Below are 24,135 nucleotides of genomic sequence, written 5' to 3' on the forward strand. Positions count from 1 at the left end.
GGCGCGTTAGACTGAGCGCCGAGGCGCGCCGATTCGCGCGCGTGTCCCACGACCACCAAGGCGCGACCCATGTCCTACCACGATGATCACCGAGGCAACCCCAACGCTGGGCCGAATGGGGGCCGGGACCGAGGCGCTTACACGCCGCCGACCGACGACGATCTGCCCTTCACGCGCGGCGGCTATGACCCGCGTCGGGCGCCGGCCGCCAAGTCGCCGCCGATCACCCTGATCATCAGCGCCATCGTCCTGCTTCTGCTGATCGTGGCCGTGGTGGTCTTCTACCGCTCGGGCGTGCGTTCCTCGACGGACGCGCCGCCGGCCGTCGGAACCCCGGTCGAAAGCATGAAGGTCGAGGCGCCGCTGGACGCGCAGCCGATCGACCCGGAGGCCGACATCCGGGTCTATCGCGACGGCGGCGAGCCGAGCGACGCCGCGCCGACCTTCACCCCCGGTCCGGAAGAGGTGCTGCCGCGCCCCGCGCCGACGACCCCGGCCGCGCCGGTCGAGTCCTCGACCCCGCCGCCCGCCGCGCCCGCACCGGCGGCCAAGGCCCCGGCCGCGCCTGCGCCCGTAACGCCTGCTCCGGCGACGAAGGCTCCGGCGCCCGCACCCGCTCCGGCTGCGACGGGCGGATCGTCCGGCGTGCAGATCGGCGCCTTCTCCTCGACCGCCATCGCCGACCGCGAATACGCCGCCGTCGCCGCCCGCTTCGGCCAGTACGCCTCGGGCGCCGAGAAGCGCGTTCAGGAAGTCACCGCCTCCAACGGTTCGACCGTCTACCGCACCACCTTCACCGGCATGAGCCGTGAACGCGCGGTCGCCTTCTGCAATGCGCTGAAGGCTGCGGGCCGCGACTGCATCGTCCGCTAAGGGGCGAGCGCAACATGACCTCCGCCGCCATCTACGGCTGTTCCGGCCACCGGCTGACGGCGGAGGAGCGCGCCTTCTACGCCGAGGCCAAGCCGTGGGGCTTCATCCTGTTCCGCCGCAATGTGGACAGCCCCGAACAGGTCAAGGCGCTGGTTTCCGAGCTGCGCGACAGCGTGGGGCGCGACGACGCCCCGGTGCTGATCGATCAGGAGGGCGGCCGGGTCCAGCGCCTCGGCCCGCCGCACTGGCCCAAATATCCGCCGGGCGCCGCCTATCTGAAGGCGACCAACGATCCGGCGGCGGCGCGCGAACTGGTGCGGCTGGGCGCGCGGCTGATCGCCCATGACCTGCGCGAACTGGGCATAACGGTCGACTGCGTCCCGGTGCTGGACGTGCCGGTGCCGGGCGCCCACGACATCATCGGCGACCGCGCCTACGCTCAGGATCCGGCGACCGTGACCCAACTGGGCCGCGCGGCGGCGGAAGGGCTGCTGGCGGGCGGCGTCCTGCCGATCATCAAGCATATTCCCGGCCACGGCCGCGCCTTCTCGGACAGCCACCACGACCTGCCGGTGGTCGAGACGGCGATCGAGGACCTGGACGCCTGGGACTTCGCCCCGTTCAAGGCGCTATCGGACATGCCGATGGCGATGACGGCGCACGTGGTCTTCACCGCCGTCGACGCCAAGCGCCCGGCCACCACCTCGAAGAAGGCGATCCGCCTGATGCGCGAGCGGCTGGGCTTCTCGGGGCTCATCATGTCCGACGACCTGTCGATGCAGGCCCTGTCGGGCACGCTGACCGAGCGCGCCGAGCAGTCGCTGAAGGCGGGCTGCGACGTGGTGCTTCACTGCAACGGCGACCTGAAGCAGATGGCCGCCGTCGCCGACGGAACGAAGAAACTGAAGGGCGAGGCCAAACGCCGCGCCGAGGCTGCGCTGAACCGCATCGTTCGCGCGCCCGAGCCTCTGGACGTCGCCGAGGGCCGCGCCCGGCTGGAGGCGGCCCTGACCGGCCGCTTCGACGCCGCCAAGGGGCCGGACGTGGGCGAGGCGCAAGGGTGATCGCCGGGGAGGGCGCATGAGCGAGGCCTTCCAGCCGAATCTCGACTTCACCGCCGTCGAACAGGTCGAGGCGCAGGAGGCCTTCGTCGTCGACCTGGAGGGCTATGAAGGTCCGCTGCACGTCCTTCTGGCCCTGGCGCGGACGCAGAAGGTGGACCTGCTGAAGCTGTCCATCACCCGTCTGGCGGAACAGTATCTAGCCTTCGTGCATGAGGCGCGGCGGAGGAATTTCGCGCTGGCGGCCGACTACCTCGTGATGGCGTCGTGGCTGGCCTATCTGAAGTCGCGCCTGCTGATCCCGCGAAACGAGAAGGACAAGCCGGAGGAGCCGCCCGCCGAAGAGATCGCCGCCGCCCTGGCCTTCCGTCTGCAGAAGCTGGAGGCCATGCGCACAGCGGTCGAGGCCATCACCGGCCGCCCGCAGTTGAAGCGCGACGTTTTCACGCGCGGCGACCCTCAGGCGACGGTCATCATCCCGTCAGACCGGGTGGACGCCAGCCTCTATGAACTGATGAGCGCCTATGTCGCCCAACGCCGCCGCGAGGAGCGCCGCAAATACGCTCCCGGCCAGCGGGTCGAAGCCTTCCAGCTGGAGGCTGCGCGCGACTGGCTGCGCGAGATCATGCCGCGTCTGGCCGAATGGACGCCGCTGGAGCGCGTCGCGCCGCAGAAGCCCGAGGGGCAGGAAGGCCCCAGCCAGGCCAGCTATACCGCCTCCACCCTGTCGGCCAGTCTGGAGCTGGTGAAGGAGGGCGGCATGGACATCCGGCAGGAGCGGCCATTCGACGCGGTCTGGCTGAAGCGCAGAGGGCTGGGGCAGCCGCTGGAGCTGACGCCGTGACTCTCGACTTCACCCCCGACCACCTCGAGATCGAACGCCGGGTCGAGGCCCTGCTGTTCGCCGCCGCCGCTCCGCTGTCGCTGGCCGAGATCGCGCGCCGCCTTCCCGAAGGCGCCGACGTCGGCGGGGCGCTGACTGCCCTTCAGGAACGCTATCAGGGGCGCGGGGTCGAGCTGGACTGCGTGGCCGAGCGCTGGCGGTTCCGCACAGCCCCTGATCTCGGCTTCCTGATGACCGAGGAGCGCGAGGAGCCGCGTCGACTGTCCAAGGCCGCGCTCGAGACCCTGGCCATCATCGCTTATCACCAGCCCTGCACCCGCGCCGAGATCGAGAGCGTGCGCGGCGTCTCCCTGTCCAAGGGCACGCTGGACCTGCTGCTGGAGATGGACTTCGTGCGCCTGCGCGGGCGGCGCCGTACGCCCGGACGGCCGGTGACCTACGCCACGACCGACCGCTTCCTGGAGCATTTCAGCCTGGCGAGCCTCTATGACCTGCCGGGCGTGCAGGAGATGAAGGCGGCGGGCCTGCTGGACCTGTCGATGCCGGTCGGTTTCGAGGTGCCGGACCCCTCGCGCGCCGGCGACGACGAGGGCGAGGATCTGCTGACCGGGTTGGACGGCGGGACCCCCGAATTCGCCCAGGATTTCATCAGCGAGGACGAAGAGTCGCAACCTTAGCCGGGACGGATCGTCGCGCTCACAAGAAACCGCGAAAACTCATGGACTTAAGTCCCAAGGAGGCCGCCTTGACCTGAAGGCCTCCCGCCTATAGGTTCCGCGCCGAAATTCAGACCCGATCCGGCCCCGGCCGGGCGCTGACCAAACAGGCCCATGTCCCCGACGAAGGAATCGCGCGAAGAGGCGATCAAACGCCTCCACCAAAGCGCATCCGCGCTGGAGGCGAAGGTTCAGGCGGACAAGTCCGTCGAGGTCGCTGCGCAGAAGGTGGTCGGCCAGGCCTATCGCATCATCGCCGAACTGCTGGGCGGGGTGCTGATCGGTCTTGGACTTGGTTTTGGCGTCGACCGGCTGTTCGGGACGACGCCGATAGGCGTTGTGGGCGGGGTCCTTCTGGGCTTCGCCTTATCGGTTTATATGGCGCGCCGCACAGCCAACCGGCTGATGGCGCAGGCCAAGGCGGCGGGTTTGCCCCAACAGGGCGAACCTATCGTCGAGGCTGACGAAGAAAACAGGGAACGATAGGCTTAATGGCCGGTCCGATTGAACAATTTGAGGTCAAGCCGCTCGTAGAGTTCGGCACGGTCAATGTTCCCGTCCTGGGCGAGCAGGTGATCGCGATCACCAATTCGCACGTGGCCATGACCATCGCCTTCGCCGGCGTGGTGGGCTTCCTGGCTCTGGCGACCTCGGGCGCCAAGGTGGTGCCGGGTCGGATGCAGGCGGCTGGCGAGAGCCTGTTCGGCATGGTCGACAACCTGGCCAACTCCATCATCGGGCACGAAGGCCGCAAGTACTTCCCCTTCGCCTTCACCATGTTCCTGATGGTGCTGTCGATGAACCTGCTGGGCATGTTCCTGACCTTCACCGCCACCTCGCAACTGGCCGTGACCGTCACCCTGGGCCTGATCTCCTTCCTGACGGTTGTCGTGGTCGGTCTGGTCAAGAACGGCGTCGGCTTCCTGAAGCTGTTCTGGCCCGCAGGCGCGCCGCTGCTGCTGCGCCCCGTCGTCGGCCTGATCGAGTTCGTCTCCTTCCTGCTGCGCCCGGCCACCCTGGCTCTTCGTCTGTTCGGCAACATGCTGGGCGGCCACGTGGCGCTGAAGATCTTCGCCCAGTTCGTCGTTCAGCTGGGCGCGGTGGCCATCGTCACCGGCGGCCTGGCCTACGCCTTCATCCCGGTGGCGGCCCTGTCGCTGGGCATGGTCGTGGCGATGACGGCGCTCGAGTTCCTGGTGGCCTTCCTTCAGGCCTTCGTTTTCACCGTTCTGACCTGCATCTACCTCAACGATGTGGTCAACCTGGGCGATGGCCACTAAGGCTTGAGTTCAGTTCGTAACCCTACCCTCCAACGCTCCAAGAAATTAGGAAATCATCATGGACGCTGAAGCCGCTAAGTACATCGGCGCTGGTCTGGCCACCCTCGGCATGATCGGCTCGGCCCTGGCCGTCGGCAACATCTTCGGCAACTTCCTGGCCGGCGCTCTGCGCAACCCGGCTGCTGCCGCCTCGCAAGTCGGCAACCTGTTCGTCGGCGCGGCTCTGGCCGAAGCCCTGGGCATCCTGGCCTTCGTGCTGGGCGTCCTGATGATCTTCGGCTGATCCCAGCCCACGATCTCTCAGAATCGGCGGCGCGCGGGCCTGACCTGCGCGCCGCTGTCCTGATCTAGCGAAGACGGTTCATGGCCAGCACACCCACACTTGACGTTCAGACCCCGGCGCCGGGCGACCTCCATGCGGAGACGCAGGCGACGGCCGAGCATGCCTCGGGCGGTCTGCCCCAGTTCGAATTCCAGCACTGGGCGGGCCAGATCGGCTATCTGCTGATCCTGTTCGTCCTTCTGTACGTCCTGGTCGCCAAGGTCTTCGCCCCGCGCCTGCGCAAGGTGATGGACGAACGCGCCGACACGATCGACACCGCGATCGCCGCCGCCCGCTCGGTCCAGACCGAAGCGGCCGCTCAAGCCGAGGCCGCCCGCGCCGAGGTGGACAAGGCCCGGGCCGACGCCCGCGCGACCGCTGTCGCCGCCAAGCAGCGCGTCACCGAAGAATTCAATGCACGCCTGGCCGCCGATGAAGCCGTGGTCAACGCGCGCATCGCCGAAGCCGAAGGCGCCATCGCCAAGACCCGCGACGCCGCCATGGCGAACGTCTCGACCATCGCCTCGGACGCGGCGGGCGCCATGCTCGAGCGTCTGACCGGCAAGGCCGCGACCGACGCCGAACTGGCCGCCGCCATCAAGGGAGCCGCCTGATATGCCCGCCTTCCTGACCGGCCATTTCTATGATGTCGCTAACCCTGAGCTGTGGGTCGCCATCGGCCTGCTGATCTTCATCGCCATCGTGGTGATGGCGGGCGTGCCCAAGCTGGTCGCGACCAGCCTGGACGCCAAGGCCGCCAAGATCCAGGGCGACCTGGACGAGGCCGCCCGCCTTCGCGCCGAAGCCGAAGCCATGCTGGCCCAGATCCGTCAGGAAAAGGCCGAGGCTGAAGCTCAGGCCGCCGACCTGCTGGCCACGGCTGAAGCCGACGCCAAGCGTCTGGAAGCCGAAGCCAAGGCCCGTATCGAGGAATCGACCGCTCGCCGTCAGGCTCTGGCCGAGCGCCGGATCGCCCAGGCCGAGGCCGAGGCCACGCAAGAGGTCAAGGCAGCGGCCGCCGACCTGGCCGCCAAGGCCGCTCAACAGATCCTGGCCGCCCGCATCGCCGACGCCAAGACGGACCCGCTGCTCGACCAGGCCATCGGCCAGATCGGCGGCAAGCTGAACTGATCGCCGAGCGCGTTTAGTCAGACCCGAAAAACATCAGGCCCCGCCGGCGACGGCGGGGCCTTTTGCTGTTCAAGATCCGGTTGTCGGGATCAAGGACGGTTCAGACTGTCGGTTAATGGGCCGGAGCGGCTCCGATCGGCGCGGCGCCGCGCTTCTCACGTTCGACCAGCCGGGCGTAGGCATTGCCCAGGACGCCGCCGAAGACCATGTGCAGCGCCAGCATCCAGCCGATTGTGCCGAAGCCGGACGAGCCGGTGAAGGTCCGGTTATCGCCGCTCATAGTGATGACCAGCATCATCGCCACCCAGGCGGCGACGGCGAAGACGATGCCCTTGGTGATGGGCGTGGCCGTCGGTAGTCGCGGATAGAGGACGCCGAACAGCGACCCCAGCACAAAGGTGCCCATGACCAGGTGGATGACCCATCCCGCCGCCATATTGCCCGGCATGCCGAACATGCGGGCTACGACCCCAGGGAAGGGATCGAACAGGTGGTTGAGGAACAGATTGGCGAGCTCAAGCACGGAAACCACGACGGTAGCGATGAAACCGGCGATAATTCCCTTTTTTACGCGTGACATCATGTGAACAGCGCCTCCCAACGCCTATCAACCTCGTGACTACGCAAGGGGGAGCATACGCCGTTCAGGGGCGCTCGGGGGTGAACCCGGTTCACATTCCTGTGTTCGCCTTAGCTTGGCCTTTATTGCCGGAAGGCGCGCCAGCCCCGGCGCAGGCGGCGACGAAAGCGCGCCAGCGGGCGGCGACGGCGGCGCAGCACCATCTTTTCGGCGCGCAGGGTCTGCTGCCAGAAGACGGGGGCGATCTCGGGCTTTTTCCGCATCAGGCGGCGGAAGGGGTACACCCAGTTGGGCCGGGCGCGCTGGGCGCGGATGAACTGTCGCTTGGCCCACCAGGAGTTGCGCAGCACGATCACCAGACCCAGGGCGATGACGGGCACGCCGCCGGGGCCGGGCAGGGGCGCGATCAATATGCCCAGCAGGATGACGAAGAAGCCCACGCCCATCAGCGCCAGACGGCGCACGCGCCGCGCCAGCCCCAGACGGGGCGGCGGCGGGTTCAGAGAGGGCAGGACCAGGGTCACGAGGCGGCGGCTCAATCAAGATTGCGGCCAGGGAGGGCCGACAATCAGTAAACGCACGAGACAAGGCCGAAAGGCGGCGTCGCCATGACGCTTTCGTAAGTCGGCTCAGAAATGCAGAACGCCGTGTCCTGAAAGACACGGCGTTCCCTGAACCCAGGCTTGCGGGAGCGATCAGCCCGCGCGGTTCGAGCCTTCCGGGGCGGCCCAGCGCAGACGCGGCGAGCGCGCGGCGCGGGTCTCGTCCAGACGCCGCAGGGGCGCATGGAAGGGCGCGCCCTTGAAGCGTTCGACGTCGCCAGCCTTGGCGGCGCCGGCCAGCAGGCGCATGGCCTCGATGAAGCGATCCAGTTCGGCCTTGGACTCCGTCTCGGTCGGCTCGATCAGCATGGCGCCGTGGACGACCAGGGGGAAATACATGGTCATCGGGTGGAAGCCCTCGTCAATCATCGCCTTGGCGAAGTCGAGCGTGGTGATGTCCGTGCCCTTCAGCCATTCGTCGTCGAACAGGGCCTCGTGCATGCACGGGCCTTCGGGGAAGGCCGGGCTCATCAGGTCCTCGAGGCGGGCCTTGACGTAGTTGGCGTTCAGCACCGCATCCTCAGCGACCTGACGCAGGCCGTCCGAGCCGTGGCTCATCATGTAGCTGAGGGCGCGCACATACATGCCCATCTGCCCCTGGAAGGCGCACAGACGGCCGAAGGCCTGTTCGGCCTCGTCTTCCTCGCGCTCGACCAACTTGTAGCCGTCGCCCGTGTTCACGACCCACGGAGCGGGTGCGAACGGGGCCAGGGCTTCCGACAGCACCACCGGACCGGCGCCCGGACCGCCGCCGCCGTGCGGCGTCGAAAAGGTCTTGTGCAGGTTGATGTGCATGGCGTCGACGCCCAGGTCGCCGGGGCGCACCCGGCCGACGATGGCGTTGAAGTTGGCGCCGTCGCAGTAGAAGTAGGCGCCCGCTTCGTGCGTCAGGCGGCTAATCTCCAGGATGTCGCGCTCGAACAGGCCGCAGGTGTTCGGGTTGGTGACCATGATGGCCGCCACGTCCGGACCCAGCTTGGACGCCAGATCGGCCACGTCCACGCGGCCGTCGTCGGTCTGGGCGACCTCGACCACCGAATAGCCGACGAAGGCGGCGGTGGCCGGGTTGGTGCCGTGGGCCGAGGTCGGGACCAGCACCTTGCGGCGCTGCTCATGCTCGCCCTTGGCCTCGTGGGCGGCGCGGATGGCCATCAGGCCGCACAGCTCGCCGTGGGCCCCGGCCTTGGGCGACAACGCCACCGCAGGCATGCCCGTCAGCGTCGTCAGCCAGTGGGCCAACTGGTCCATCAGCTCCAGCGCGCCCTGCACCGTCGATTGCGGCTGGAGCGGGTGGATGTCCGAGAAGCCCGGCAGGCGCGCCATCTTCTCGTTCAGGCGCGGGTTGTGCTTCATCGTGCACGACCCCAGCGGATAGATGGCCAGGTCGATGGCGTGGTTCTTCTGGCTCAGGCGCACATAGTGGCGCATGGCCTCGGGCTCCGACAGGCCGGGCAGGCCGATCGGATCCTTGCGGACCAGGTCGCCCAGGTCCGAGCCGTCCGTTGCGGGCTTGGGCAGGTCAACGCCGGTCTTGCCCCAGCCTTCGCCTTCAAAGATCAGCGGCTCGTCCTGCAGCAGGCCGCGCCCGCCGGTCAGGGTGGCGGGTTTGTAGTTGGCGTCCAGGCCTTCGTTCGGGGCGGTCGGACGGCCGACAGTGTTCATCGTGCTCATGATTCCAATCTCCCTCAGGCGGCCAGAACCTTGGCGAGCGCACCCGCCAGGATCTTGATGTCGGCGTCCAGCGTCGTCTCGGTGGCGGCGACCAGCAGCACGTCGTCGAGGCCCGCATCCGGGTTCAGGCGGCTGTAGGGCACGCCGCACAGGACGCCGTTGTCGGCCATGGTCTGCACCACGTCAGCGGCGTTTTTCGGCAGCTTGACCGCGAACTCGTTGAAGAAGCGCGGGGTCAAGATTTCGACGCCCGGGATGGCGGCGAGCGCATCGCGCGTGGCGAGCGCCTTCTCGTGGTTCAGCAGGGCCAGTTGGCGCAGACCCGTCTCGCCCAGCAGGCTCATATGGATGCTGAACGCCAGGCAGCAGAGCCCTGAGTTGGTGCAGATGTTCGAGGTCGCCTTGTCGCGGCGGATGTGCTGCTCGCGCGTCGACAAGGTCAGGACGAAGCCGCGCCGCCCTTCCGCGTCCACGGTCTCGCCGCAATAGCGGCCGGGCGTCTGGCGCAGCAGCTTCTCGCGGGTGGCGAACAGGCCGATGTAGGGGCCGCCGAAGTTCAGGGCGTTGCCGATCGACTGGCCCTCGGCCGCGACGATGTCGGCGCCCATTTCGCCGGGCGACTTCAGCAGGCCCATCGACACGGCTTCGGTGACGACGACGATCAGCAGGGCGCCTGCAGCCTGGGCGGCCTCGGCGATCTTGGTGACGTCGGTGGCGGTGCCGAAGACGTTCGGGGTCTGGACGACGACGCAGGCCGTGTCCTTGTCGATGGCGGCGATGACGGCGTCTTCGGCGTCGACCGCGGGCTTCAGCGCCTGGGTCTCGACGCCGACGGCGTGGACGACGGTCTCGGTCGCCTTGACGTAATGCGGGTGCACGCCGCCCGAGATGACGGCCTTGTTGCGGCGGGTCACGCGGGTGGCCATCAGCACGCCTTCGGCCATGGCGGTCGAGCCGTCATAGAGCGAGGCGTTGGCGACTTCCATGCCGGTCAGGTTCGCGACCTGGGTCTGGAACTCATACAGGTACTGCAGGGTCCCTTGGGCGATTTCCGGCTGATAGGGGGTGTAGCTGGTCAGGAATTCCGACCTTTGGATCACATGATCCACGGTGGCCGGGATGTGGTGCTTGTAGGCCCCGGCGCCGCAGAAGAAGGGCACGGTCGAGGCCGTGGCGTTCTTGGCCGCCATGGCGCCGAGGGCGCGCTCGACCTCCAGCTCGCCCGCCACGCGGGGCAGGTCGACGAAGCCGTCGCGGCGCGCGGCCTGCGGCACGTCGATGAAGAGGTCGTCGATGGATTTGGCGCCGATGGCGGCCAGCATGGCCTCGCGATCGTCGGGCGTCAGGGGGAGGTAGCGCATTACTTTATTCCGCTCATCCCCGCGGAAGCGGGGACCCAGGTTTAAGCTTCAAACAACCGCTGCTTGATCCCAAAGAACTGGGTCCCCGCTTCCGCGGGGATGAGCGGAGAGGGGAGACCTTAGAGGGTGGTCAGATAGGCGTCGTAGGCGGCGCGGTCCATCAGGCCGTCCAGCACCGAGGCGTCGGACACCTTGATCTTGGCGAACCAGCCTTCGCCCTCGGCGTCGGCGTTGACGGTTTCCGGGGCGGTCGCCAGCACGGCGTTGCCTTCGATCACTTCGCCGGCGATCGGCGCGTAGACGTCCGAGGCGGCCTTGACCGATTCCACGACGGCGAAGCTGTCGCCGACCGAGACGGTCTTGCCGGCTTCCGGCGTCTCGACGAACACCACGTCGCCCAGGGCGTCAGCGGCGTGCTTGGAGATGCCGACCGTGGCGACGTCGCCGTCCAGGCGAACCCACTCGTGATCCTTGGTGAACTTCATTCTGGTCTTCCTTTTTTTGTCTCGTCATCCTCGGGCTGGACCCGAGGATCGAGCCCTGGAGCGGGCGATTGGGCTAAAACTTCCAGCGTCGAGCGGCGGACCGCCCGGCCCTCGGGTCAAGCCCGAGGGCGACGATCTTATTTCGGCTTCCGATAGTAGCGGGTCGGCACGAAGGGGGTGGCGACGACTTCGGCGGCGGCGGGACGGCCGCGCACCAGAACCTTCAGTTCCGTGCCGACTTCAGCGAAGGCGGGCGGCACATAGCCCATGGCGATGTTGCGCCCCTGCGACGGCGAGGGGCCGCCCGAGGTGATCTTGCCGATCAGGTTTCCGTCCATGTCGGCGATCTCGGCGCCTTCGCGGGCGGGGGCGCCTTCCTTGACGTGCAGGCCGACGCGGACGCGCGCCGGGCCGTCGGCCAGTTGCTTCAGGATGACGTCGGCCCCGGCGAAGTCGGCGCGCTCCTTGCGCGACTTGGACAGGGCGAAGGTCAGGCCGGCCTCGACCGGGGTGGTCTCAGCGTCGACGTCGTGGCCGTGCAGCGGCAGACCGGCTTCCAGACGCAAGGAGTCGCGCGCGCCCAGACCGACCGGCTTCACCCGCGCGTCCGACAGCAGCAGGTTCCACACGCGCTCTGCGGCGGCGGCCGGAACCGAAATCTCATAGCCGTCTTCGCCGGTGTAGCCCGAGCGCGAGACGATGCAGTCTTCGTCAAACAGACGGATGGCGCGGCAATCCATGAAGCCCATGTCCGCCAGCTCCGCCGAATGGGCGGCCATGACCTCGGCCGCCTCCGGGCCCTGGATGGCCAGCAGGGCGCGGTCCAGGACCTCCAGCTTGGCGTCGCCCGACAGCTCGGCGTTCAGGAAGGCGAAGTCCGCATCCTTATTGCCGGCGTTGACGACGATGTAGAGGCCGTCCTCGAACGGCTTGCCCGCCATCAGGTCGTCCATGACGCCGCCCTGTTCGTTCAGCAGCAGGGTGTATTTTTGCTTGCCGGCTTTCACGATCTCATAATCGCCAGGCACGAAGCGTTCGAACTGCGCAATCGCGTCGGCGCCGGTGATCTTGGCCTGGCCCATGTGGGAGACGTCGAACAGGCCGGCGTGCTCGCGGGTCCAGCGGTGCTCGGCCAGCACCCCTTCATACTGGACCGGCATGTCATAGCCGCCGAAGCCGACCATGCGGGCGCCCAGCGCGCGATGCGCGGCGTTGAGGGGGGTAGTCTTAAGGGCCTGATCGCTCATGGCGTCGCCTCCGGGTCGCAGGTTGCGGCGATAGCTTCGCCGTCGTTGCGCCCCCGCTGTCCTGAAGCCTGAGAGATTCCGACCGTTCCCGAAAAGGTTCGGCCTTGCTCCGTCGGCGCGCGTCGGGACCCTCCGTCCTTCGGCGACTTTCCAGCGTCCGTGCGCTTTCGCGGTCCTTTTGCCTGAGCGTTTCCGGGGCGGTTGCGCCTTCGGCTCCGGGCGCCGCGAACGGCCCCGGTCTCTCCCGCGAGAGCGTTCGACCTAAGGCCGCGAATCCAGCGCCGAGTCAAGCGGCGCCGGACTTGCCGCCGTCGATCCTAGGGGCCATGAGGGGCGGAACCGCGCTTCGCCCACAGGATTTGAAGGACGTCATGACCGCCCGCACCGATCTCGCCGCCCACCTCGCCTCCCTCGACCTGCCGCAGGGACTGGTCGCGACGCTGACGACGGCGGCCGCCGCCTGCGTGGGCATCAAGGCCGTGGTCGCGGGCGGGGCCCTGGTCGGCGCCCTGGGCGCCTCGGGCGCGGTCAACGTTCAGGACGAAGAGCAGAAGAAGCTGGACGTCATCGCCGACGATCTGCTGACCGAGGCCCTGCTGGCCTGCCCGGCCGTGGCCGGCGTGGCGTCCGAGGAAAAGGACACGATGCAGCCCTCGGCCAATGCGGCGGGCGAATATCTGGTGCTGTTCGACCCGCTGGACGGCTCGTCCAACATCGACATCAATGCGCCGGTCGGCACCATCGTCTCGGTGCTGAAGGCGCCATCGGCCCAGCCCAGCGAGGCCGACTTCCTGCAATCGGGCCGCCATCAGGTCGCGGCGCTCTACGCCGTCTATGCCGGTCAGGCCATGCTGGTGCTGACGACGGGCAAGGGGGTGGCCGGCTTCACCCTGGCGCCCGATGGCCGCTGGCTGATGACGCATGAGGACGTGCGCATCCCGGCCGATACGAAAGAGTTCGCCATCAATATGTCGAACCAGCGCCACTGGGCCGAGAGCGTCCAGCGCTACGTCGACGGCTGCCTGCAGGGCGCCGACGGCCCGAGGGGCAAGAACTTCAACATGCGCTGGGTCGCCGCCATGGTGGCCGACGTGCACCGCATCCTGATGCGCGGCGGCGTCTTCCTCTATCCGTGGGACAAGCGCGAGCCGAACAAGCCGGGCAAGCTGCGCCTGATGTACGAAGGCAACCCCATGTCCTTCCTGGTCGAACAGGCGGGCGGCAAGTCCACCACCGACGGCAAGCAGGCCATCATGGACGTGACCCCCACCGAACTGCACCAGCGGGTGCCGGTCGTCCTCGGCTCGGCCAACGAAGTCGACCAGATCGCGGCGGCCTGACGCCATGCAGATCGCCGCCACTGATGCGCTCCTGGTCATCGACGCCCAGAACGACTTCTGCGAGGGCGGCGCCCTGGCGGTTCAGGGCGGGGCGGCGATCATGCCCCTGATCAACCGGCTGTCCGAGCGGTTCGCCACCGTCATCGCCACCCAGGACTGGCACACGCCGGACCAGATCAGCTTCGCCTCCAACCATGCCGGCGTCGCGCCCTTCACGCAGATCGAGGTGGCCTACGGCCCCCAGATGCTGTGGCCGGATCATTGCGTGCAGGGGACGTCGGGGGCGGACTTTCACCCCGACGCCGCGCCTGCCGTGACCAAGGCGCTGGCTGTGGTGCGCAAGGGCTATAATCCGGCGGTCGACAGCTATTCCGGCTTCTATGAGAACGACCGCAGAACGGCGACGGGGCTGGCGGGCCTGCTGCGCGATCGGGGCGTGAAGCGCGTCTTCCTGTGCGGCCTGGCCTATGACTACTGCGTGCGCTTCACCGCCGAGGACGCAGTGCGCGAAGGCTTTGAGGCCGTGGTCATCGAGGACGCCTGCCGCGCCATCGCCCCGGACACGGCGGCGGCGGCCAAGGCCGGGTTCGCGGCGCTAGGCGTGGCGGAGATCGAAGCCGGATTGCTTCTCGGCTAAAGCGCCCATCTCCCTATATTCTGCGGGCATGCGACCGGTGGGCTATGGGAGTAAGGTGCACCCTTTATCGTTGCCCGTTCAGCTTGAATGGGTGAAAACAAGCCACACGAAAGCTGAAGAGCATATCGCGATTGCTGGTATGAGAAGGCGTAGCATCCAGACAGTCGCAGTAATGCTGGGGCTGTTGAAAGCGCGATGGTCGTCGGAATAGACGAAAGCGAAAGCAGGGATGTTCATAGGGCTCCATCCCTTGCCCCACACGCGCTGCCCACGACCTATGCCGCGATGACGAAGGCGGGCTGAACGCACCGTGACGTTGAACCAGCAGAGCTTTGCTGCAGCCAATAGGACGAAGGCGGTCAGGCCGATTATTTTGGTGAGCATGCTCAGTTCGCCGCCGCGTAGGCCTCGACCTCGGCGATCCGCGCGGCCTTGTCGGCGTCGTTCAGGAAGCTGCCTTCGAAGCTGTTCTTCGCCAATTGCACCACCTGTTCGCGGGTCAGGCCGACGGCTTCAGCCAACTGGCTGTAGTTCGCGTTCACATAGCCGCCGAAATAGGAGGGGTCGTCTGAGTTCAGGGTGACGTGCAGGCCGCGGCGCAACATCTCGGGTACGGGGTGGTCCTTCAGGTCCTTGACCACGCACAGCTTCAGGTTCGACAGGGGACAGACCGTCAGCGTCATCTGCTCGGCGGCCAGACGGGCGATCAGGGCCTCGTCCTCCATCGAGCGGTTGCCGTGGTCCATGCGGTCGATGTGCAGCAGGTCCAGCGCCTCGCGCACGTATTCGGGCGGGCCTTCCTCACCGGCATGGGCGCACAGTTTCAGGCCCAGTTCGCGGGCGGCGGCGAAGACGCGCTGGAACTTGGACGGCGGGTGGCCGACCTCGGACGAATCCAGTCCGACGCCGATGAAGTGGTGCAGGTAGGGCTTGGCGGCTTCCAGCGTGGCGAAGGCTTCGTCCTCCGACAGGTGGCGCAGGAAGCTGAGGATCAGACCGCTGGTGACGCCCAACTCGGCCTTGGCCCGGTCCATGCCCGCGATCAGGCCCTCGACCACGACGGCGAAGGGCACGCCCCGGTCGGTGTGGGTCTGGGGGTCGAAGAAGATCTCGGCGTGGCGGACGTTGTCGGCGGCGGCGCGTTGGAAATAGGCGAAGGCCAGGTCCTCGAAGTCCTGACGCGTCAGCAGCACGGCGGCGCCCGCGTAATAGATGTCGAGGAAGTCCTGCAGGTTCGAAAAGTCATAGGCCGCGCGCACGGCCTCGACGCTGTCGTAGGGGATGGCGACGCCGTTGCGCTGCGCCAGTTCGAACATCAGTTCGGGCTCGAGCGAGCCTTCGATGTGCAGGTGCAGTTCGGCCTTGGGCAGGCCGGCGATGAAGGCGTCGAGGGCGGACATGAGGGGAGACTCCGTAGCGTGGGGCCAGCCTAGCATTTTTCCTCCCCATGCAATGGGGAGGGGGACCACGAAGTGGTGGAGGGGCTGAGCCGGGCGGAACAAAGCGGCCCCTCCGTCTCGTCGGCTTCGCTGTCGATCCACCTCCCCATCGCTCTGCGATAGGGAGGAGAAAGTCGATGCTACATCCGCTCGGGCGTCTCGATGCCCAGCAGGCGCAGCGCCGTCTCCAACTGGTGCAGGGTCGCGGCGGCCAGGGCCAGGCGCGAGCCCTTGGTCGTGGCGTCCGGCGCCACCAGGATCGGGCAGGCGGCGTAGAATTTCGAGAAGCTCTGGGCCAGCCGATAGGCGTGTTCGGCGATCAGGTTGGGCGAACGCTTGTCATAGGCGTCCGCCGTGGCCGCGTCGAAAGCGTCCAGCGTCAGGGCCAGGTCGCGCTCGGCGGCTTCCTCGATGACGATGGGGGCCAGGGCCACGCCCTGTTCCGCCGCCTTGCGCAGCAGGGATTTCACCCGCACGGCCTGATACAGCAGATAGGGGCCGGTCTTGCCCTCGAAGCTCATGAAGCGATCGAGGTCGAAGACGTAGCTGGTGGTGCGGTTGTTCGACAGGTCCGAGAATTTCAGCGCGGCGACCGCCACCTTATGGGCGATGTCCTCGAACTCCTCGGCGGGCAGGTCGTCGCCCAGCTTGGCCTCGTGCAGACGCTCGCGCGCCTTTTCCGTCGCCTGATCGATCAGGTCGCGCAGCTTCAGCACGCCGCCGGCGCGGGTCTTGAACGGCTTGCCGTCGGCGCCGTTCATGGTGCCGAAGCCGAGGTGTTCCAGCGACTTCTCAGGCGCGTATCCGGCCAGGTAGGCGGCGCGGAAGACCTGTTCGAAATGCTCGGCCTGACGCTCGTCCACGACGTAGAGGATCAGGTCCGGGCCGATCGACTTCTTGCGGTCTAGAATGGTGGCCAGGTCGGTCGTGCCGTACATGGCCGAGCCTTCCGAACTGATGACCAGCAGGGGCGGGGGCGACGGGGCCTCGATGACCGAGCCGTCGGCCAGCTTCTTCTTGCGCGTCTCGCCATCGCGGGCGACGTGGACCACCTGGGCGCCGTCGTCCTCGACCAACAGACCCTTGGTCTTCAGGTCGGCGATCATCTCGTCCATCAGGGGATCGGCGTCGCTCTCGCCGTTCCACAGGTCGAAGTCGACCGACAGGTCGTCATACTCGCGCTTCAGCGCCTCGCGGCTGACGGCGACGAAGTGGCGCCACAGGGCGCGATAGCCGGGGCGGCCGCCCTGCAGTTCGGCGGTCGCCTTGCGGGCGCGGTCGCGGAAGGCGGGGTCTTCCTTGGCCTTGCCCGCCGCCAGCGGATAGAGGCGGTCCAGGTCGGCCAGGGTGACCGGGGTTTCGGCCGGGAAGGGGCCGTCGCCCTCGGCCATGAAGGCGTCGGCCAGACCCTCGTCGCCGCAGGCGGTGATCAGCAGGCCCATCTGGAAACCCCAGTCGCCGAAGTGGGCGTCGCCGACCACGTCGTCGCCGCGCAGGCGGAACAGCCGCTTCAGGCTCTCGCCGATGATGGCGCTGCGCAGGTGGCCGACGTGCATGGGCTTGGCCACGTTCGGGCCGCCGTAGTCGATGACCACCTTGCGCGGCTCGACGCGCGAGGCGCCGGCCAGTTCAACGTCCGCCGCGACCTCGGCCGCGCGCTGGGCCAGGGCCGCGTTCGACAGCTTCATGTTGATGAAGCCGGGACCGGCCACCTCGACCGACGACAGGCGCGGATCGTTGCTCAGGCGTTCGGCCACCTTGGCGGCCAGTTCGCGCGGATTGGCCTTCAGCGCCTTGGCGGCGGCCAGGGCCCCGTTCGACTGGAAGTCGGCCAGGTCGGGACGGTCGGAGGCGGTGACGCGGGCCAGGGCCTTGTCCACGCCTTCGGCGGCGAAGGCGGCCCCGACCGCTTCGCTGAGGGAGGTCTTGAGGTCGGTCATGTCTTAGTCGTTCTGTTGGCCCGCAGTCGGACGGAACCGGCTGCCGGATCGGTTGAACTCGGCGTTTTCGGGCGTGATCTCAAAGCCGATCAGGACCTCGAAATGGCCGCCGCTGGTGGTGGCCTCGGCGCGCGGGATGACGATGGTCTGGCTGGCCTCGGCCTGGGTGCGGTCGGCGCCGCCGAAGGTGACGGGCAGGTCGAAATATTCCTTGGCCAGGACGGCGGAGTTCCGCTCGGTCACGGCGATCCAGTAGCGATAGGTGTGGGCGTCGCCCTGCGCCTGCGGACCCTTGCCCAGGCTGAACAGCAGGTTCATGTCCAGGCGGATCGGATCGTCTTCGCGATAGGCGCAGTCCGAGGTCACGCCTTCGATCTCGCCGGTGAAGCCGACGCCGCTCGCCGACGGGCGCTCATAGTCCGCCAGCTCGACGTAGCGGGCCGCGTCGTAGAGAATCTTCACATAGGGGCAGGGGCCGGCGTTGGCGCGGCGGCTGAGCGGAGCGAAACGCATCGGGCGCGACGGCGCCTTTTCAGCCTTCTGTCCGCCCTGTTGGCCGCCTTGTGGGCGCCCGCTCTGGGCCTCGGCGGCGTGGGGGATCAGCGCGGCCGTAAGAGAAAGGGCGGCGAGGGCGGTCAGGACGCGACGCATCAGGAGCTTTCCGGCAGTCGAATGAAGGCGGGCCGATCAGACGCCCGAACGGGCCACGCTGGGTGGTGATAGCGGCTAAAGCGAGGCGCGGCAAACGGCGCGCGGACTTCCGGTGGCGATCCGGCGCGCAAAGTCCTAAGTTCGCGCCCATGAACGCGCCTGTCCCCCCTTCGCAGTTTCAACGCCGCCCCCTGTCCGTCCGCATGGCGACGCCGCGCGGCTTCTGCGCCGGGGTGGACCGGGCCATCCAGATCGTCGAGCGCGCCATCGAGAAATACGGCGCGCCTGTCTATGTGCGCCACGAGATCGTCCACAACCGTCACGTCGTCGACCGGCTGAAAGGGCTGGGCGCCGTCTTCGTCAAGGAACTGGACGAGTGTCCGGACGACCGGCCGGTGGTCTTCTCGGCTCATGGCGTGCCCAAGTCGGTGCCGGCCACCGCCCGTTCGCGCGAGATGCTGTTTCTGGACGCCACCTGCCCGCTGGTGTCCAAGGTCCACGTCGAGGCCGAGCGCAATTTTGCGGCGGGCCGCCACGTCATCCTGATCGGCCACGCGGGCCACCCCGAGGTGGTCGGCACCATGGGCCAACTGCCCGCCGGGGCCATCAGCCTGGTCGAGACGGTTGAGGATGCGGAGGGCTTTCAGCGGCCCGGCGAACAGCCGCTGGCCTACGCCACCCAGACGACGCTGTCGGTGGACGATACGGCCGAAATTCTGGCGGCGCTGAAGCGTCGCTTCCCCGAACTGCCCGACCCGCACAAGGAAGACATCTGCTACGCCACCACCAACCGTCAGGAGGCGGTCAAACGTCTGGGCGACGGCTGCGGCCTGGTGCTGGTGGTGGGCTCCAAGAACTCCTCCAACTCGGCGCGACTGGTGGATGTGGCGCTGAAGGCCGGGGCCGGGGACGCGCGCCTGGTCGATGATGCGGGCGATCTGGACTGGAGCTGGTTCGACGGGGTCGAGACGGTGGGCCTGACCGCCGGGGCCTCGGCGCCCGAGCCGCTGGTGCAGGGGGTGATCGACGCCCTGCGGACCCGCTTCGACGTGACCGTGACCGAGGACGACGGCGCCCGCGAGACCGTGACCTTTAAACTGCCGCGCGCCCTGACGGCCTGATCGGAACAGCAAAAAGGCGCGTCCGTCGAAACGAACGCGCCTCTAAACTTTCGCACGGCTGGGGCCGATTACAGGCCCGGCAGCTTGAAACGGGTGTCGCGACGCGGGGCGATGGTGATGCCCTCGCGGCCGCCGGTCAGGGCTTCCAGACGGGCGTGTTCGCTGGAGGCGTCGATGGTCTTGGCGCCCTCCGGCGTCTGGGTCACGGTCGCCGCCTGGCTGGCGGGATCGTTCTTGCGCCAGAACATCAGGCGATTGGCCCAGCTTTCTTCCTTGTGCGCCAGGTTGCCGAACTCGTCATCGACGACATAGCGGGCCAACGGGTCGGCGCGGTCGGCGCCCGCCTCGGCGGCCAGGACCTGTTCGCCCGGGGTGCGGGTCACGGCCTGACGCTGGCCCAGAAGGATCTGACGCGCGGCGCTTTCAGGGGCCAGTTCCTGCGGACGCGGGGCGCCCGGCGTCGGCGGGGTCAGGCCGTACTCGGGCGGCACCACCAGGGGGGCGCTGGCCACGGTGACGAATTCGTCCGGCACGACCTTGGACAGGCCGATGCTCTGCTTCATCGATCCGCAGGCGCTCAGGCTGAGGGCCGCGCCGGCGGCCAGGGTCGCGATCAGGACGGGACGGATACGCATGGGTCGTTCGGCTCCGGGAGGCGCGCCCGTCGGGGCGCTGGCTCGGGTCGATAAGTTAAGAGGGTGTGATTACGACTTTTCGTGGGCCGCGCCAACAGTCGTGCGACGCTCGGACAGGAAGCTGTCCAGGATCAGCAGCACGACCCCGACGGTGATGCCGCTGTCGGCCACGTTGAAGATCCACGGGAACAGGCCGGTGCCCGAAAAATCGAGGAAATCCACCACGCCGCCGAAGCGGATGCGGTCGATCACGTTGCCGACGGCGCCGCCCATGACCAGGCCGATGGCCGCGACCAGCAGGCGGCGATTCGCCCGCGTCGCCCACCAGGCCAGCAGGCCCGCCACCACGACCGAGAAGACGCTCAGGATCCAGCGCCCGGCGCCGCCGCCGAACAGGCCGAAGCTGACGCCGGTGTTCAGCACATAGGTCAGGTTGAAGACCGGAGGCGCGACCTCGGCGATCCGGTAGCCGTCGGGAATGTGGGAGATATGGGCGGCGTCGATGGCCCCCAGCACCCAGGCCTTGGTCAACTGGTCCAGAATGATGACGGCCAGGGCGATGCCGTAGGCGCCGAGCGCGAGACGGGAAATCGCGAGACGGGAAATCTTCATGTCCAGCCGGTTAGCAGGAAGACGTGCGGCGGCGAAGAGGGAAAGCGCAGACGGATCGATCGTCAGCCCTGGCCTTTCCCCCCCGCTTTCACTCGCTATAAGCGGGGCATGACCCAGCCTCATCCGTTGCCCCGCCTGTCCGCCGTCGCCGATGACTACGATATCCTGCTCTGCGACGTCTGGGGCGTGATCCACAACGGGCGCGAGAGCTGGGCCGCAGCCTGCGACGCCCTGACCAAGTTCAACGAGAAGGGCGGCCATGTCGTCCTGATCTCCAACTCGCCGCGCCCGTCTTCAGACGTGGTGGCGCAGCTGGACGGCCTGGGCGTGCCGCGCAGCGCCTGGAAAGCCTTTGTCACCTCGGGCGACGCCACCCGGATGGAGCTGGCGCGCCGCGCGCCCGGCCCGGCCTGGATCATCGGCCCGGAACGGGACTTCGCCCTGTATGAAGGCCTGGACCTGACCAGCGCCCACGGCGCCGAAGACGCCGCCTTCATCTCGGTCACCGGGCCTTATGACGACACCACCGAGACGCCCGAGGACTATCGCGAACGTCTGGCGCCGGCGGCTGAGCGCGGACTGGAGCTGATCTGCGCCAACCCCGACCGCGTGGTCCAGCGCGGCGATGCGATCATCTATTGCGGCGGCGCCATTGCTGATCTGTACGAGTCGATGGGCGGGCGGGTGATCATGGCGGGCAAGCCGTTTGCCCCGATCTACGCCCTGGCGCTGAAAGAGGCGGAAGGCCTGCTGGGCCGCGCCGTCGATCGCTCGCGGGTGCTGTGCATCGGCGACGGGGTGGTGACCGATGTGCTCGGCGCCGCCGAGCAGGCGCTGGACTGCCTGTTCATCGCCCAGGGCATCCACGGCGACGCGGCCAAGGCGGCCGACGGGACCCTGGATCCGGCCCGCGCGGCGGAATTGCTCCGGGCCGAGACGACCTTCGCCCGCTACGCCGCGCTGGAACTGACCTGGTAAGTCTCGCCATTTCGTCGCACCTGCCTTAAAGGCCGCATATGGTTGATCTGGTCCAAGCGCACCCGTCGGGCGGCTACATCCTCGACGAACTTCATGTCGGCATGGCCGCCGAGAAGACGGTTCACGTCACTGAAGAGCGGATCCGTCTGTTCGCCGAGGCGTCCGACGACTTCAATCCGGTGCATCTGGATGAGGCCTTCGCCGCCAAGACGGCCTATCGCGGCCGTATCGCCCACGGCCTGCTGTCGGCGGCCTTCGGCTCTGCGGTGGTGGGCACCATCCTGCCGGGCGCGGGCTCGATCTACATCTCCCAGACGCTGTCGTTCCATTTTCCGGTGCGGATCGGCGACGATGTGCGCATTCAGATCACCGTCATCGAACTGGACCATGAAGGCGCCCGCGCCCAGCTGAAGTGCGAGGGCTTTGTCGAGGACAAGCTGATCATGGACGGCGTGGCCGTCGTGCGCGTGCCGCGTCGCCGCAAGCCTTCGGCGCGCTGAAGGCCGCCTGACGTGGTCGAAGTCATTCGCGACTGGCGCGGTCTGACCGCAGCGCAGAAGGGGGCGGCCGTCGCTGTCGGCGCCTTCGACGGCGTGCATCGCGGCCATCAGGCGGTCATCGCCTCAGCGCGCGAGGCGGCGGACCGGCTGGGCGTTCCCCTGGCCGTGGTCAGCTTCGATCCCCATCCGCGCCGCCTGTTCCAACCCGAGGCCGCGCCCTTTCGCCTGATGACGCCGGACCAGATGGCGCGCGCCCTGGCGCCGCTGGGCGTCGACCGCCTGTATCTGCTGCCGTTCGATGCTGAAATGGCGGGCATGTCGGACGAGGAATTCGCCCGCCGCGTCCTGTCCGAAGGCCTCGGGATCGTCCACGCCGCCATCGGCTTCGACTTCACCTTCGGCAAGGGCCGCTCCGGCTCGCCCGCCTTGCTGCGAACCTATGGCGAGACGCTGGGCTTCACCGTCTCCGTCACCGACCGCATCGACGACGCCTCCGGGCTCAAGCTGTCGTCCAGCGCCGTGCGCGAGGCGCTGAAGGCCGGCGACATGGACCGCGCCGCCGCCATTCTGGGCCGCCCCTTCGCCATTCAGGGCGAGGTGATCCACGGCGACAAGCGCGGGCGCACCATCGGCGTGCCAACCGCCAACATGGCCATGGGCGACTATATGCGTCCGGCCTATGGGGTCTATGCGACCCGCACCCGCCTGCCGGACGGCAGGATCATCAACGGCGTCGCCAATCTGGGCGTCCGTCCGATGTTCGAAATCGAACAGCCTCTGCTGGAAGTCTGGCTGTTGGACTTCAATGAGAGCCTCTACGGCCAGGTGCTGGAGACCGAGCTGGTCGCCTTCCTGCGCGGCGAGATGAAGTTCGAGGGCCTCGAAGCCCTCAAGGTCCAGATCGACGCCGACGCCGCCGCCGCGAGGGCCGTACTGGGCTGAGCGCACCGTCTGCGCGGGTTGCGCGCGCATCCCCCGGTTCCCAGCTAATGGAATGATGTGAGCGGGAGGGGTGGATGAAGGACGATAACTCGCAGGCTTGGCTGGCTGTCGCCTGTTTTTGCGTGATTTGGACGATCTGGGCCGTCTTCAGCGGCGCCGGCGTCGCCATGCCCGCCTTGATCGGAGCCGGAGCCTTGCTCTGCAACATGAGCCAAGGCGTTCGACGCTGGGTGAGGGACAAGCTGTCGTGGGCTTTTTCGGGCTCCTCGCTGCGATTGGTTCTGGTGATGATCGGCGTGATGATGCTGTGGCAGACGGTCGGCCTGGAATTGGCCCTTTTCGCCGCCGGTGATGTGCTGGCCTATCTTGAAGTCCTGACGGCCGTCAGTCTGATGGGCGCCCAGACGCGACTGGCGCCGATCAAGGCGGTGATGGCGCGGCGTCTTGCGGCGGTCCTTCAGCCCCTGCGCCGATTGAAACCCAGAATCCGGATGCGCCGCATCCGACCGAGTACGCCGCCTCCCTCCAACGACGCCGACGGACCGGCGGGCGTCTGGGCCTTCGCCTGACGCCTTAACCGGGCGCTTTTTCGGCGATGGCCATCAGGTCGTCGTGCAGCGACTTGCCCTTGTCGTCGATGACGTCGGCGATGCGCCACATCGGGCCTTCCTTCAGCAGTTTGAGCGTCTGGCGGTGGTCCTGACCGGCGTTGGCGAAGACGACTTCGGCGGTCGCGGCCTGAGGGCTTTCGGGCGTCATCGTCACGGACTTCAGGGCGAAGGCGTCGGCATCCTGGCAGGCGCAGATGGGGTCGTAGTCGAGGCGAGGCGCGGTCTTCTTGCGTTTGGCTTCGCGGTCGTCGACGCCGATCAGGGCGTTCATGGTGCGAGAATAGAGCGGATCGCGCCCGGGGGTGATGGTCGCCTCGGCCGGGTCGGGCGTGTCCTTCGGCTCGCTGACGCGGGCGTAGAGGGCGCGCACGAAAGCCTCGGCGTCCTTTTCGCCCGCCGCATAGACGGCGGCGCGGCCGGTCAGGACGGGCGCGGGCGTCTCCGCAGCCGCAGGGGCGCTCTTCTGTTCCGAACAGGCGGCCGCCGTCAGGGCCAGCACCGCCGCCGTCGCCAAGGCTTGAATACGCATCCGATCCCTCTCCCGTCTGTTCTTCTG

Annotated in this window: 28 protein-coding genes and 1 riboswitch; of the genes, 16 read left to right on the forward strand and 12 right to left on the reverse strand. The window is 67.9% G+C overall.

Annotated features, from left to right (window positions below; genetic code table 11):
• Positions 1 to 69 precede the first annotated feature (69 nt).
• The 9 genes from ACLBV5_RS11610 (at position 70) to ACLBV5_RS11650 (ending at position 6,227) form a co-directional block, all read left to right on the forward strand.
• On the forward strand, positions 70 to 873 hold the full coding sequence (locus ACLBV5_RS11610) for an SPOR domain-containing protein (protein ID WP_447605778.1): 804 nt from the start codon (positions 70 to 72) through the stop codon (positions 871 to 873).
• Between the two features lie 14 nt (positions 874 to 887).
• On the forward strand, positions 888 to 1,937 hold the full coding sequence (gene nagZ, locus ACLBV5_RS11615; protein ID WP_134580004.1) for a beta-N-acetylhexosaminidase: 1,050 nt from the start codon (positions 888 to 890) through the stop codon (positions 1,935 to 1,937).
• A gap of 16 nt (positions 1,938 to 1,953) precedes the next feature.
• Positions 1,954 to 2,778, forward strand: coding sequence for a segregation and condensation protein A (locus ACLBV5_RS11620; RefSeq protein WP_003163745.1), 825 nt, complete (start codon positions 1,954 to 1,956; stop codon positions 2,776 to 2,778).
• Positions 2,775 to 3,455: an SMC-Scp complex subunit ScpB gene (gene scpB, locus ACLBV5_RS11625; RefSeq protein WP_313631969.1), complete on the forward strand. Its 681-nt coding sequence runs from the start codon at positions 2,775 to 2,777 to the stop codon at positions 3,453 to 3,455. Before ACLBV5_RS11620 ends, scpB begins: the two co-directional genes overlap by 4 nt.
• Before the next feature lie 153 nt (positions 3,456 to 3,608).
• On the forward strand, positions 3,609 to 3,980 hold the full coding sequence (locus ACLBV5_RS11630) for an AtpZ/AtpI family protein (protein WP_447605779.1): 372 nt from the start codon (positions 3,609 to 3,611) through the stop codon (positions 3,978 to 3,980).
• Between the two features lie 5 nt (positions 3,981 to 3,985).
• Entirely contained in the window at positions 3,986 to 4,774 is a 789-nt protein-coding gene (locus ACLBV5_RS11635) for a F0F1 ATP synthase subunit A (protein WP_025978384.1), read from the forward strand.
• Between the two features lie 58 nt (positions 4,775 to 4,832).
• Positions 4,833 to 5,057, forward strand: coding sequence for a F0F1 ATP synthase subunit C (locus ACLBV5_RS11640; protein WP_003168985.1), 225 nt, complete (start codon positions 4,833 to 4,835; stop codon positions 5,055 to 5,057).
• Positions 5,058 to 5,137: 80 nt separating this feature from the next.
• On the forward strand, positions 5,138 to 5,710 hold the full coding sequence (locus tag ACLBV5_RS11645) for a F0F1 ATP synthase subunit B family protein (RefSeq protein ID WP_025978383.1): 573 nt from the start codon (positions 5,138 to 5,140) through the stop codon (positions 5,708 to 5,710).
• Position 5,711: 1 nt separating this feature from the next.
• Complete coding sequence (locus ACLBV5_RS11650) at positions 5,712 to 6,227, forward strand: F0F1 ATP synthase subunit B (RefSeq protein WP_447605780.1); 516 nt, start codon at positions 5,712 to 5,714, stop codon at positions 6,225 to 6,227.
• A 112-nt stretch (positions 6,228 to 6,339) separates the two neighbouring features.
• On the opposite strand, the gene ACLBV5_RS11655 is transcribed toward ACLBV5_RS11650, so the two are convergent.
• From ACLBV5_RS11655 to gcvT, 6 genes are all read right to left on the reverse strand, one after another.
• Positions 6,340 to 6,810 carry a DUF6789 family protein gene (locus tag ACLBV5_RS11655; protein WP_253119623.1) on the reverse strand — a complete coding sequence of 157 codons (471 nt, stop codon included), beginning with the start codon at positions 6,808 to 6,810 and terminating at the stop codon, positions 6,340 to 6,342.
• Between the two features lie 119 nt (positions 6,811 to 6,929).
• A complete protein-coding gene (locus ACLBV5_RS11660; RefSeq protein ID WP_447605781.1) occupies positions 6,930 to 7,331 on the reverse strand; it encodes a PGPGW domain-containing protein in 402 nt (133 codons plus the stop codon).
• Positions 7,332 to 7,502: 171 nt separating this feature from the next.
• Positions 7,503 to 9,080, reverse strand: coding sequence for an aminomethyl-transferring glycine dehydrogenase subunit GcvPB (gcvPB, locus tag ACLBV5_RS11665; protein WP_447605782.1), 1,578 nt, complete (start codon positions 9,078 to 9,080; stop codon positions 7,503 to 7,505).
• Between the two features lie 14 nt (positions 9,081 to 9,094).
• Positions 9,095 to 10,441 (reverse strand): aminomethyl-transferring glycine dehydrogenase subunit GcvPA, encoded by a 1,347-nt coding sequence (gcvPA, locus tag ACLBV5_RS11670; protein ID WP_134580012.1) that lies wholly within the window; start codon positions 10,439 to 10,441, stop codon positions 9,095 to 9,097.
• A gap of 119 nt (positions 10,442 to 10,560) precedes the next feature.
• Positions 10,561 to 10,926: a glycine cleavage system protein GcvH gene (gene gcvH / locus ACLBV5_RS11675; RefSeq protein WP_024353391.1), complete on the reverse strand. Its 366-nt coding sequence runs from the start codon at positions 10,924 to 10,926 to the stop codon at positions 10,561 to 10,563.
• A 137-nt stretch (positions 10,927 to 11,063) separates the two neighbouring features.
• Positions 11,064 to 12,173, reverse strand: a complete 1,110-nt coding sequence (gene gcvT, locus ACLBV5_RS11680) for a glycine cleavage system aminomethyltransferase GcvT (RefSeq protein WP_447605783.1) — start codon at positions 12,171 to 12,173, stop codon at positions 11,064 to 11,066.
• A 160-nt stretch (positions 12,174 to 12,333) separates the two neighbouring features.
• A riboswitch (glycine riboswitch) is annotated at positions 12,334 to 12,430 on the reverse strand.
• A 114-nt stretch (positions 12,431 to 12,544) separates the two neighbouring features.
• On the opposite strand from gcvT, the gene ACLBV5_RS11685 reads away from it, so the two are divergent.
• Both ACLBV5_RS11685 and pncA read left to right on the forward strand, forming a co-directional pair.
• Positions 12,545 to 13,513: a class 1 fructose-bisphosphatase gene (locus ACLBV5_RS11685; protein WP_447605784.1), complete on the forward strand. Its 969-nt coding sequence runs from the start codon at positions 12,545 to 12,547 to the stop codon at positions 13,511 to 13,513.
• Between the two features lie 4 nt (positions 13,514 to 13,517).
• Positions 13,518 to 14,150 (forward strand): bifunctional nicotinamidase/pyrazinamidase, encoded by a 633-nt coding sequence (pncA, locus tag ACLBV5_RS11690; protein WP_447605785.1) that lies wholly within the window; start codon positions 13,518 to 13,520, stop codon positions 14,148 to 14,150.
• Positions 14,151 to 14,536: 386 nt separating this feature from the next.
• On the opposite strand, the gene ACLBV5_RS11695 is transcribed toward pncA, so the two are convergent.
• From ACLBV5_RS11695 to ACLBV5_RS11705, 3 genes are all read right to left on the reverse strand, one after another.
• Complete coding sequence (locus ACLBV5_RS11695; RefSeq protein WP_447605786.1) at positions 14,537 to 15,550, reverse strand: adenosine deaminase; 1,014 nt, start codon at positions 15,548 to 15,550, stop codon at positions 14,537 to 14,539.
• Between the two features lie 179 nt (positions 15,551 to 15,729).
• Positions 15,730 to 17,529, reverse strand: coding sequence for an arginine--tRNA ligase (argS, locus tag ACLBV5_RS11700; RefSeq protein WP_447605787.1), 1,800 nt, complete (start codon positions 17,527 to 17,529; stop codon positions 15,730 to 15,732).
• 3 nt (positions 17,530 to 17,532) lie between these two features.
• Complete coding sequence (locus ACLBV5_RS11705; protein WP_025978371.1) at positions 17,533 to 18,180, reverse strand: hypothetical protein; 648 nt, start codon at positions 18,178 to 18,180, stop codon at positions 17,533 to 17,535.
• Between the two features lie 149 nt (positions 18,181 to 18,329).
• Here ACLBV5_RS11705 and ispH point away from each other — a divergent pair, with 149 nt between their 5' ends.
• Positions 18,330 to 19,301, forward strand: a complete 972-nt coding sequence (gene ispH / locus ACLBV5_RS11710) for a 4-hydroxy-3-methylbut-2-enyl diphosphate reductase (protein ID WP_447605788.1) — start codon at positions 18,330 to 18,332, stop codon at positions 19,299 to 19,301.
• A 68-nt stretch (positions 19,302 to 19,369) separates the two neighbouring features.
• On the opposite strand, the gene ACLBV5_RS11715 is transcribed toward ispH, so the two are convergent.
• Together ACLBV5_RS11715 and lspA are read right to left on the reverse strand one after the other, a co-directional pair.
• Positions 19,370 to 19,936, reverse strand: a complete 567-nt coding sequence (locus ACLBV5_RS11715; RefSeq protein WP_025978369.1) for a DUF3035 domain-containing protein — start codon at positions 19,934 to 19,936, stop codon at positions 19,370 to 19,372.
• A 69-nt stretch (positions 19,937 to 20,005) separates the two neighbouring features.
• On the reverse strand, positions 20,006 to 20,548 hold the full coding sequence (gene lspA, locus ACLBV5_RS11720; RefSeq protein WP_447605789.1) for a signal peptidase II: 543 nt from the start codon (positions 20,546 to 20,548) through the stop codon (positions 20,006 to 20,008).
• 108 nt (positions 20,549 to 20,656) lie between these two features.
• Between lspA and ACLBV5_RS11725 the strand changes: the two genes are divergently transcribed.
• The 4 genes from ACLBV5_RS11725 to ACLBV5_RS11740 all read left to right on the forward strand — a co-directional run bounded on the left by ACLBV5_RS11725 (position 20,657) and on the right by ACLBV5_RS11740 (position 23,537).
• Positions 20,657 to 21,526 carry a TIGR01459 family HAD-type hydrolase gene (locus tag ACLBV5_RS11725; RefSeq protein WP_303682763.1) on the forward strand — a complete coding sequence of 290 codons (870 nt, stop codon included), beginning with the start codon at positions 20,657 to 20,659 and terminating at the stop codon, positions 21,524 to 21,526.
• A 38-nt stretch (positions 21,527 to 21,564) separates the two neighbouring features.
• Positions 21,565 to 22,026, forward strand: coding sequence for a MaoC family dehydratase (locus ACLBV5_RS11730; protein ID WP_447605790.1), 462 nt, complete (start codon positions 21,565 to 21,567; stop codon positions 22,024 to 22,026).
• Between the two features lie 12 nt (positions 22,027 to 22,038).
• Positions 22,039 to 22,968: a bifunctional riboflavin kinase/FAD synthetase gene (locus ACLBV5_RS11735; RefSeq protein ID WP_303682764.1), complete on the forward strand. Its 930-nt coding sequence runs from the start codon at positions 22,039 to 22,041 to the stop codon at positions 22,966 to 22,968.
• A 74-nt stretch (positions 22,969 to 23,042) separates the two neighbouring features.
• Positions 23,043 to 23,537 (forward strand): hypothetical protein, encoded by a 495-nt coding sequence (locus ACLBV5_RS11740; RefSeq protein ID WP_447605791.1) that lies wholly within the window; start codon positions 23,043 to 23,045, stop codon positions 23,535 to 23,537.
• Between the two features lie 4 nt (positions 23,538 to 23,541).
• Here ACLBV5_RS11740 and ACLBV5_RS11745 read toward each other — a convergent pair whose 3' ends face one another.
• Positions 23,542 to 24,108, reverse strand: a complete 567-nt coding sequence (locus ACLBV5_RS11745) for a DUF3828 domain-containing protein (protein ID WP_303705863.1) — start codon at positions 24,106 to 24,108, stop codon at positions 23,542 to 23,544.
• Between the last annotated feature and the right edge of the window lie 27 nt (positions 24,109 to 24,135).

The organism is Brevundimonas sp. M1A4_2e (assembly GCF_053345555.1).

Excerpts from the sequence above, each read along its gene's own strand:
- ACLBV5_RS11610 (WP_447605778.1), top strand. The coding sequence starts at position 70 with ATGTCCTACCACGATGATCACCGAGGCAACCCCAACGCTGGGCCGAAT.
- nagZ (WP_134580004.1), top strand. The coding sequence starts at position 888 with ATGACCTCCGCCGCCATCTACGGCTGTTCCGGCCACCGGCTGACGGCG.
- ACLBV5_RS11620 (WP_003163745.1), top strand. The coding sequence starts at position 1,954 with ATGAGCGAGGCCTTCCAGCCGAATCTCGACTTCACCGCCGTCGAACAG.
- ACLBV5_RS11630 (WP_447605779.1), top strand. The coding sequence starts at position 3,609 with ATGTCCCCGACGAAGGAATCGCGCGAAGAGGCGATCAAACGCCTCCAC.
- ACLBV5_RS11635 (WP_025978384.1), top strand. The coding sequence starts at position 3,986 with ATGGCCGGTCCGATTGAACAATTTGAGGTCAAGCCGCTCGTAGAGTTC.
- ACLBV5_RS11640 (WP_003168985.1), top strand. The coding sequence starts at position 4,833 with ATGGACGCTGAAGCCGCTAAGTACATCGGCGCTGGTCTGGCCACCCTC.
- ACLBV5_RS11645 (WP_025978383.1), top strand. The coding sequence starts at position 5,138 with ATGGCCAGCACACCCACACTTGACGTTCAGACCCCGGCGCCGGGCGAC.
- ACLBV5_RS11650 (WP_447605780.1), top strand. The coding sequence starts at position 5,712 with ATGCCCGCCTTCCTGACCGGCCATTTCTATGATGTCGCTAACCCTGAG.
- ACLBV5_RS11655 (WP_253119623.1), bottom strand. The coding sequence starts at position 6,810 with ATGATGTCACGCGTAAAAAAGGGAATTATCGCCGGTTTCATCGCTACC.
- gcvPB (WP_447605782.1), bottom strand. The coding sequence starts at position 9,080 with ATGAGCACGATGAACACTGTCGGCCGTCCGACCGCCCCGAACGAAGGC.
- gcvPA (WP_134580012.1), bottom strand. The coding sequence starts at position 10,441 with ATGCGCTACCTCCCCCTGACGCCCGACGATCGCGAGGCCATGCTGGCC.
- gcvH (WP_024353391.1), bottom strand. The coding sequence starts at position 10,926 with ATGAAGTTCACCAAGGATCACGAGTGGGTTCGCCTGGACGGCGACGTC.
- gcvT (WP_447605783.1), bottom strand. The coding sequence starts at position 12,173 with ATGAGCGATCAGGCCCTTAAGACTACCCCCCTCAACGCCGCGCATCGC.
- ACLBV5_RS11685 (WP_447605784.1), top strand. The coding sequence starts at position 12,545 with ATGACCGCCCGCACCGATCTCGCCGCCCACCTCGCCTCCCTCGACCTG.
- pncA (WP_447605785.1), top strand. The coding sequence starts at position 13,518 with ATGCAGATCGCCGCCACTGATGCGCTCCTGGTCATCGACGCCCAGAAC.
- ACLBV5_RS11695 (WP_447605786.1), bottom strand. The coding sequence starts at position 15,550 with ATGTCCGCCCTCGACGCCTTCATCGCCGGCCTGCCCAAGGCCGAACTG.
- argS (WP_447605787.1), bottom strand. The coding sequence starts at position 17,529 with ATGACCGACCTCAAGACCTCCCTCAGCGAAGCGGTCGGGGCCGCCTTC.
- ACLBV5_RS11705 (WP_025978371.1), bottom strand. The coding sequence starts at position 18,180 with ATGCGTCGCGTCCTGACCGCCCTCGCCGCCCTTTCTCTTACGGCCGCG.
- ispH (WP_447605788.1), top strand. The coding sequence starts at position 18,330 with ATGAACGCGCCTGTCCCCCCTTCGCAGTTTCAACGCCGCCCCCTGTCC.
- ACLBV5_RS11715 (WP_025978369.1), bottom strand. The coding sequence starts at position 19,936 with ATGCGTATCCGTCCCGTCCTGATCGCGACCCTGGCCGCCGGCGCGGCC.
- lspA (WP_447605789.1), bottom strand. The coding sequence starts at position 20,548 with ATGAAGATTTCCCGTCTCGCGATTTCCCGTCTCGCGCTCGGCGCCTAC.
- ACLBV5_RS11725 (WP_303682763.1), top strand. The coding sequence starts at position 20,657 with ATGACCCAGCCTCATCCGTTGCCCCGCCTGTCCGCCGTCGCCGATGAC.
- ACLBV5_RS11730 (WP_447605790.1), top strand. The coding sequence starts at position 21,565 with ATGGTTGATCTGGTCCAAGCGCACCCGTCGGGCGGCTACATCCTCGAC.
- ACLBV5_RS11740 (WP_447605791.1), top strand. The coding sequence starts at position 23,043 with ATGAAGGACGATAACTCGCAGGCTTGGCTGGCTGTCGCCTGTTTTTGC.
- ACLBV5_RS11745 (WP_303705863.1), bottom strand. The coding sequence starts at position 24,108 with ATGCGTATTCAAGCCTTGGCGACGGCGGCGGTGCTGGCCCTGACGGCG.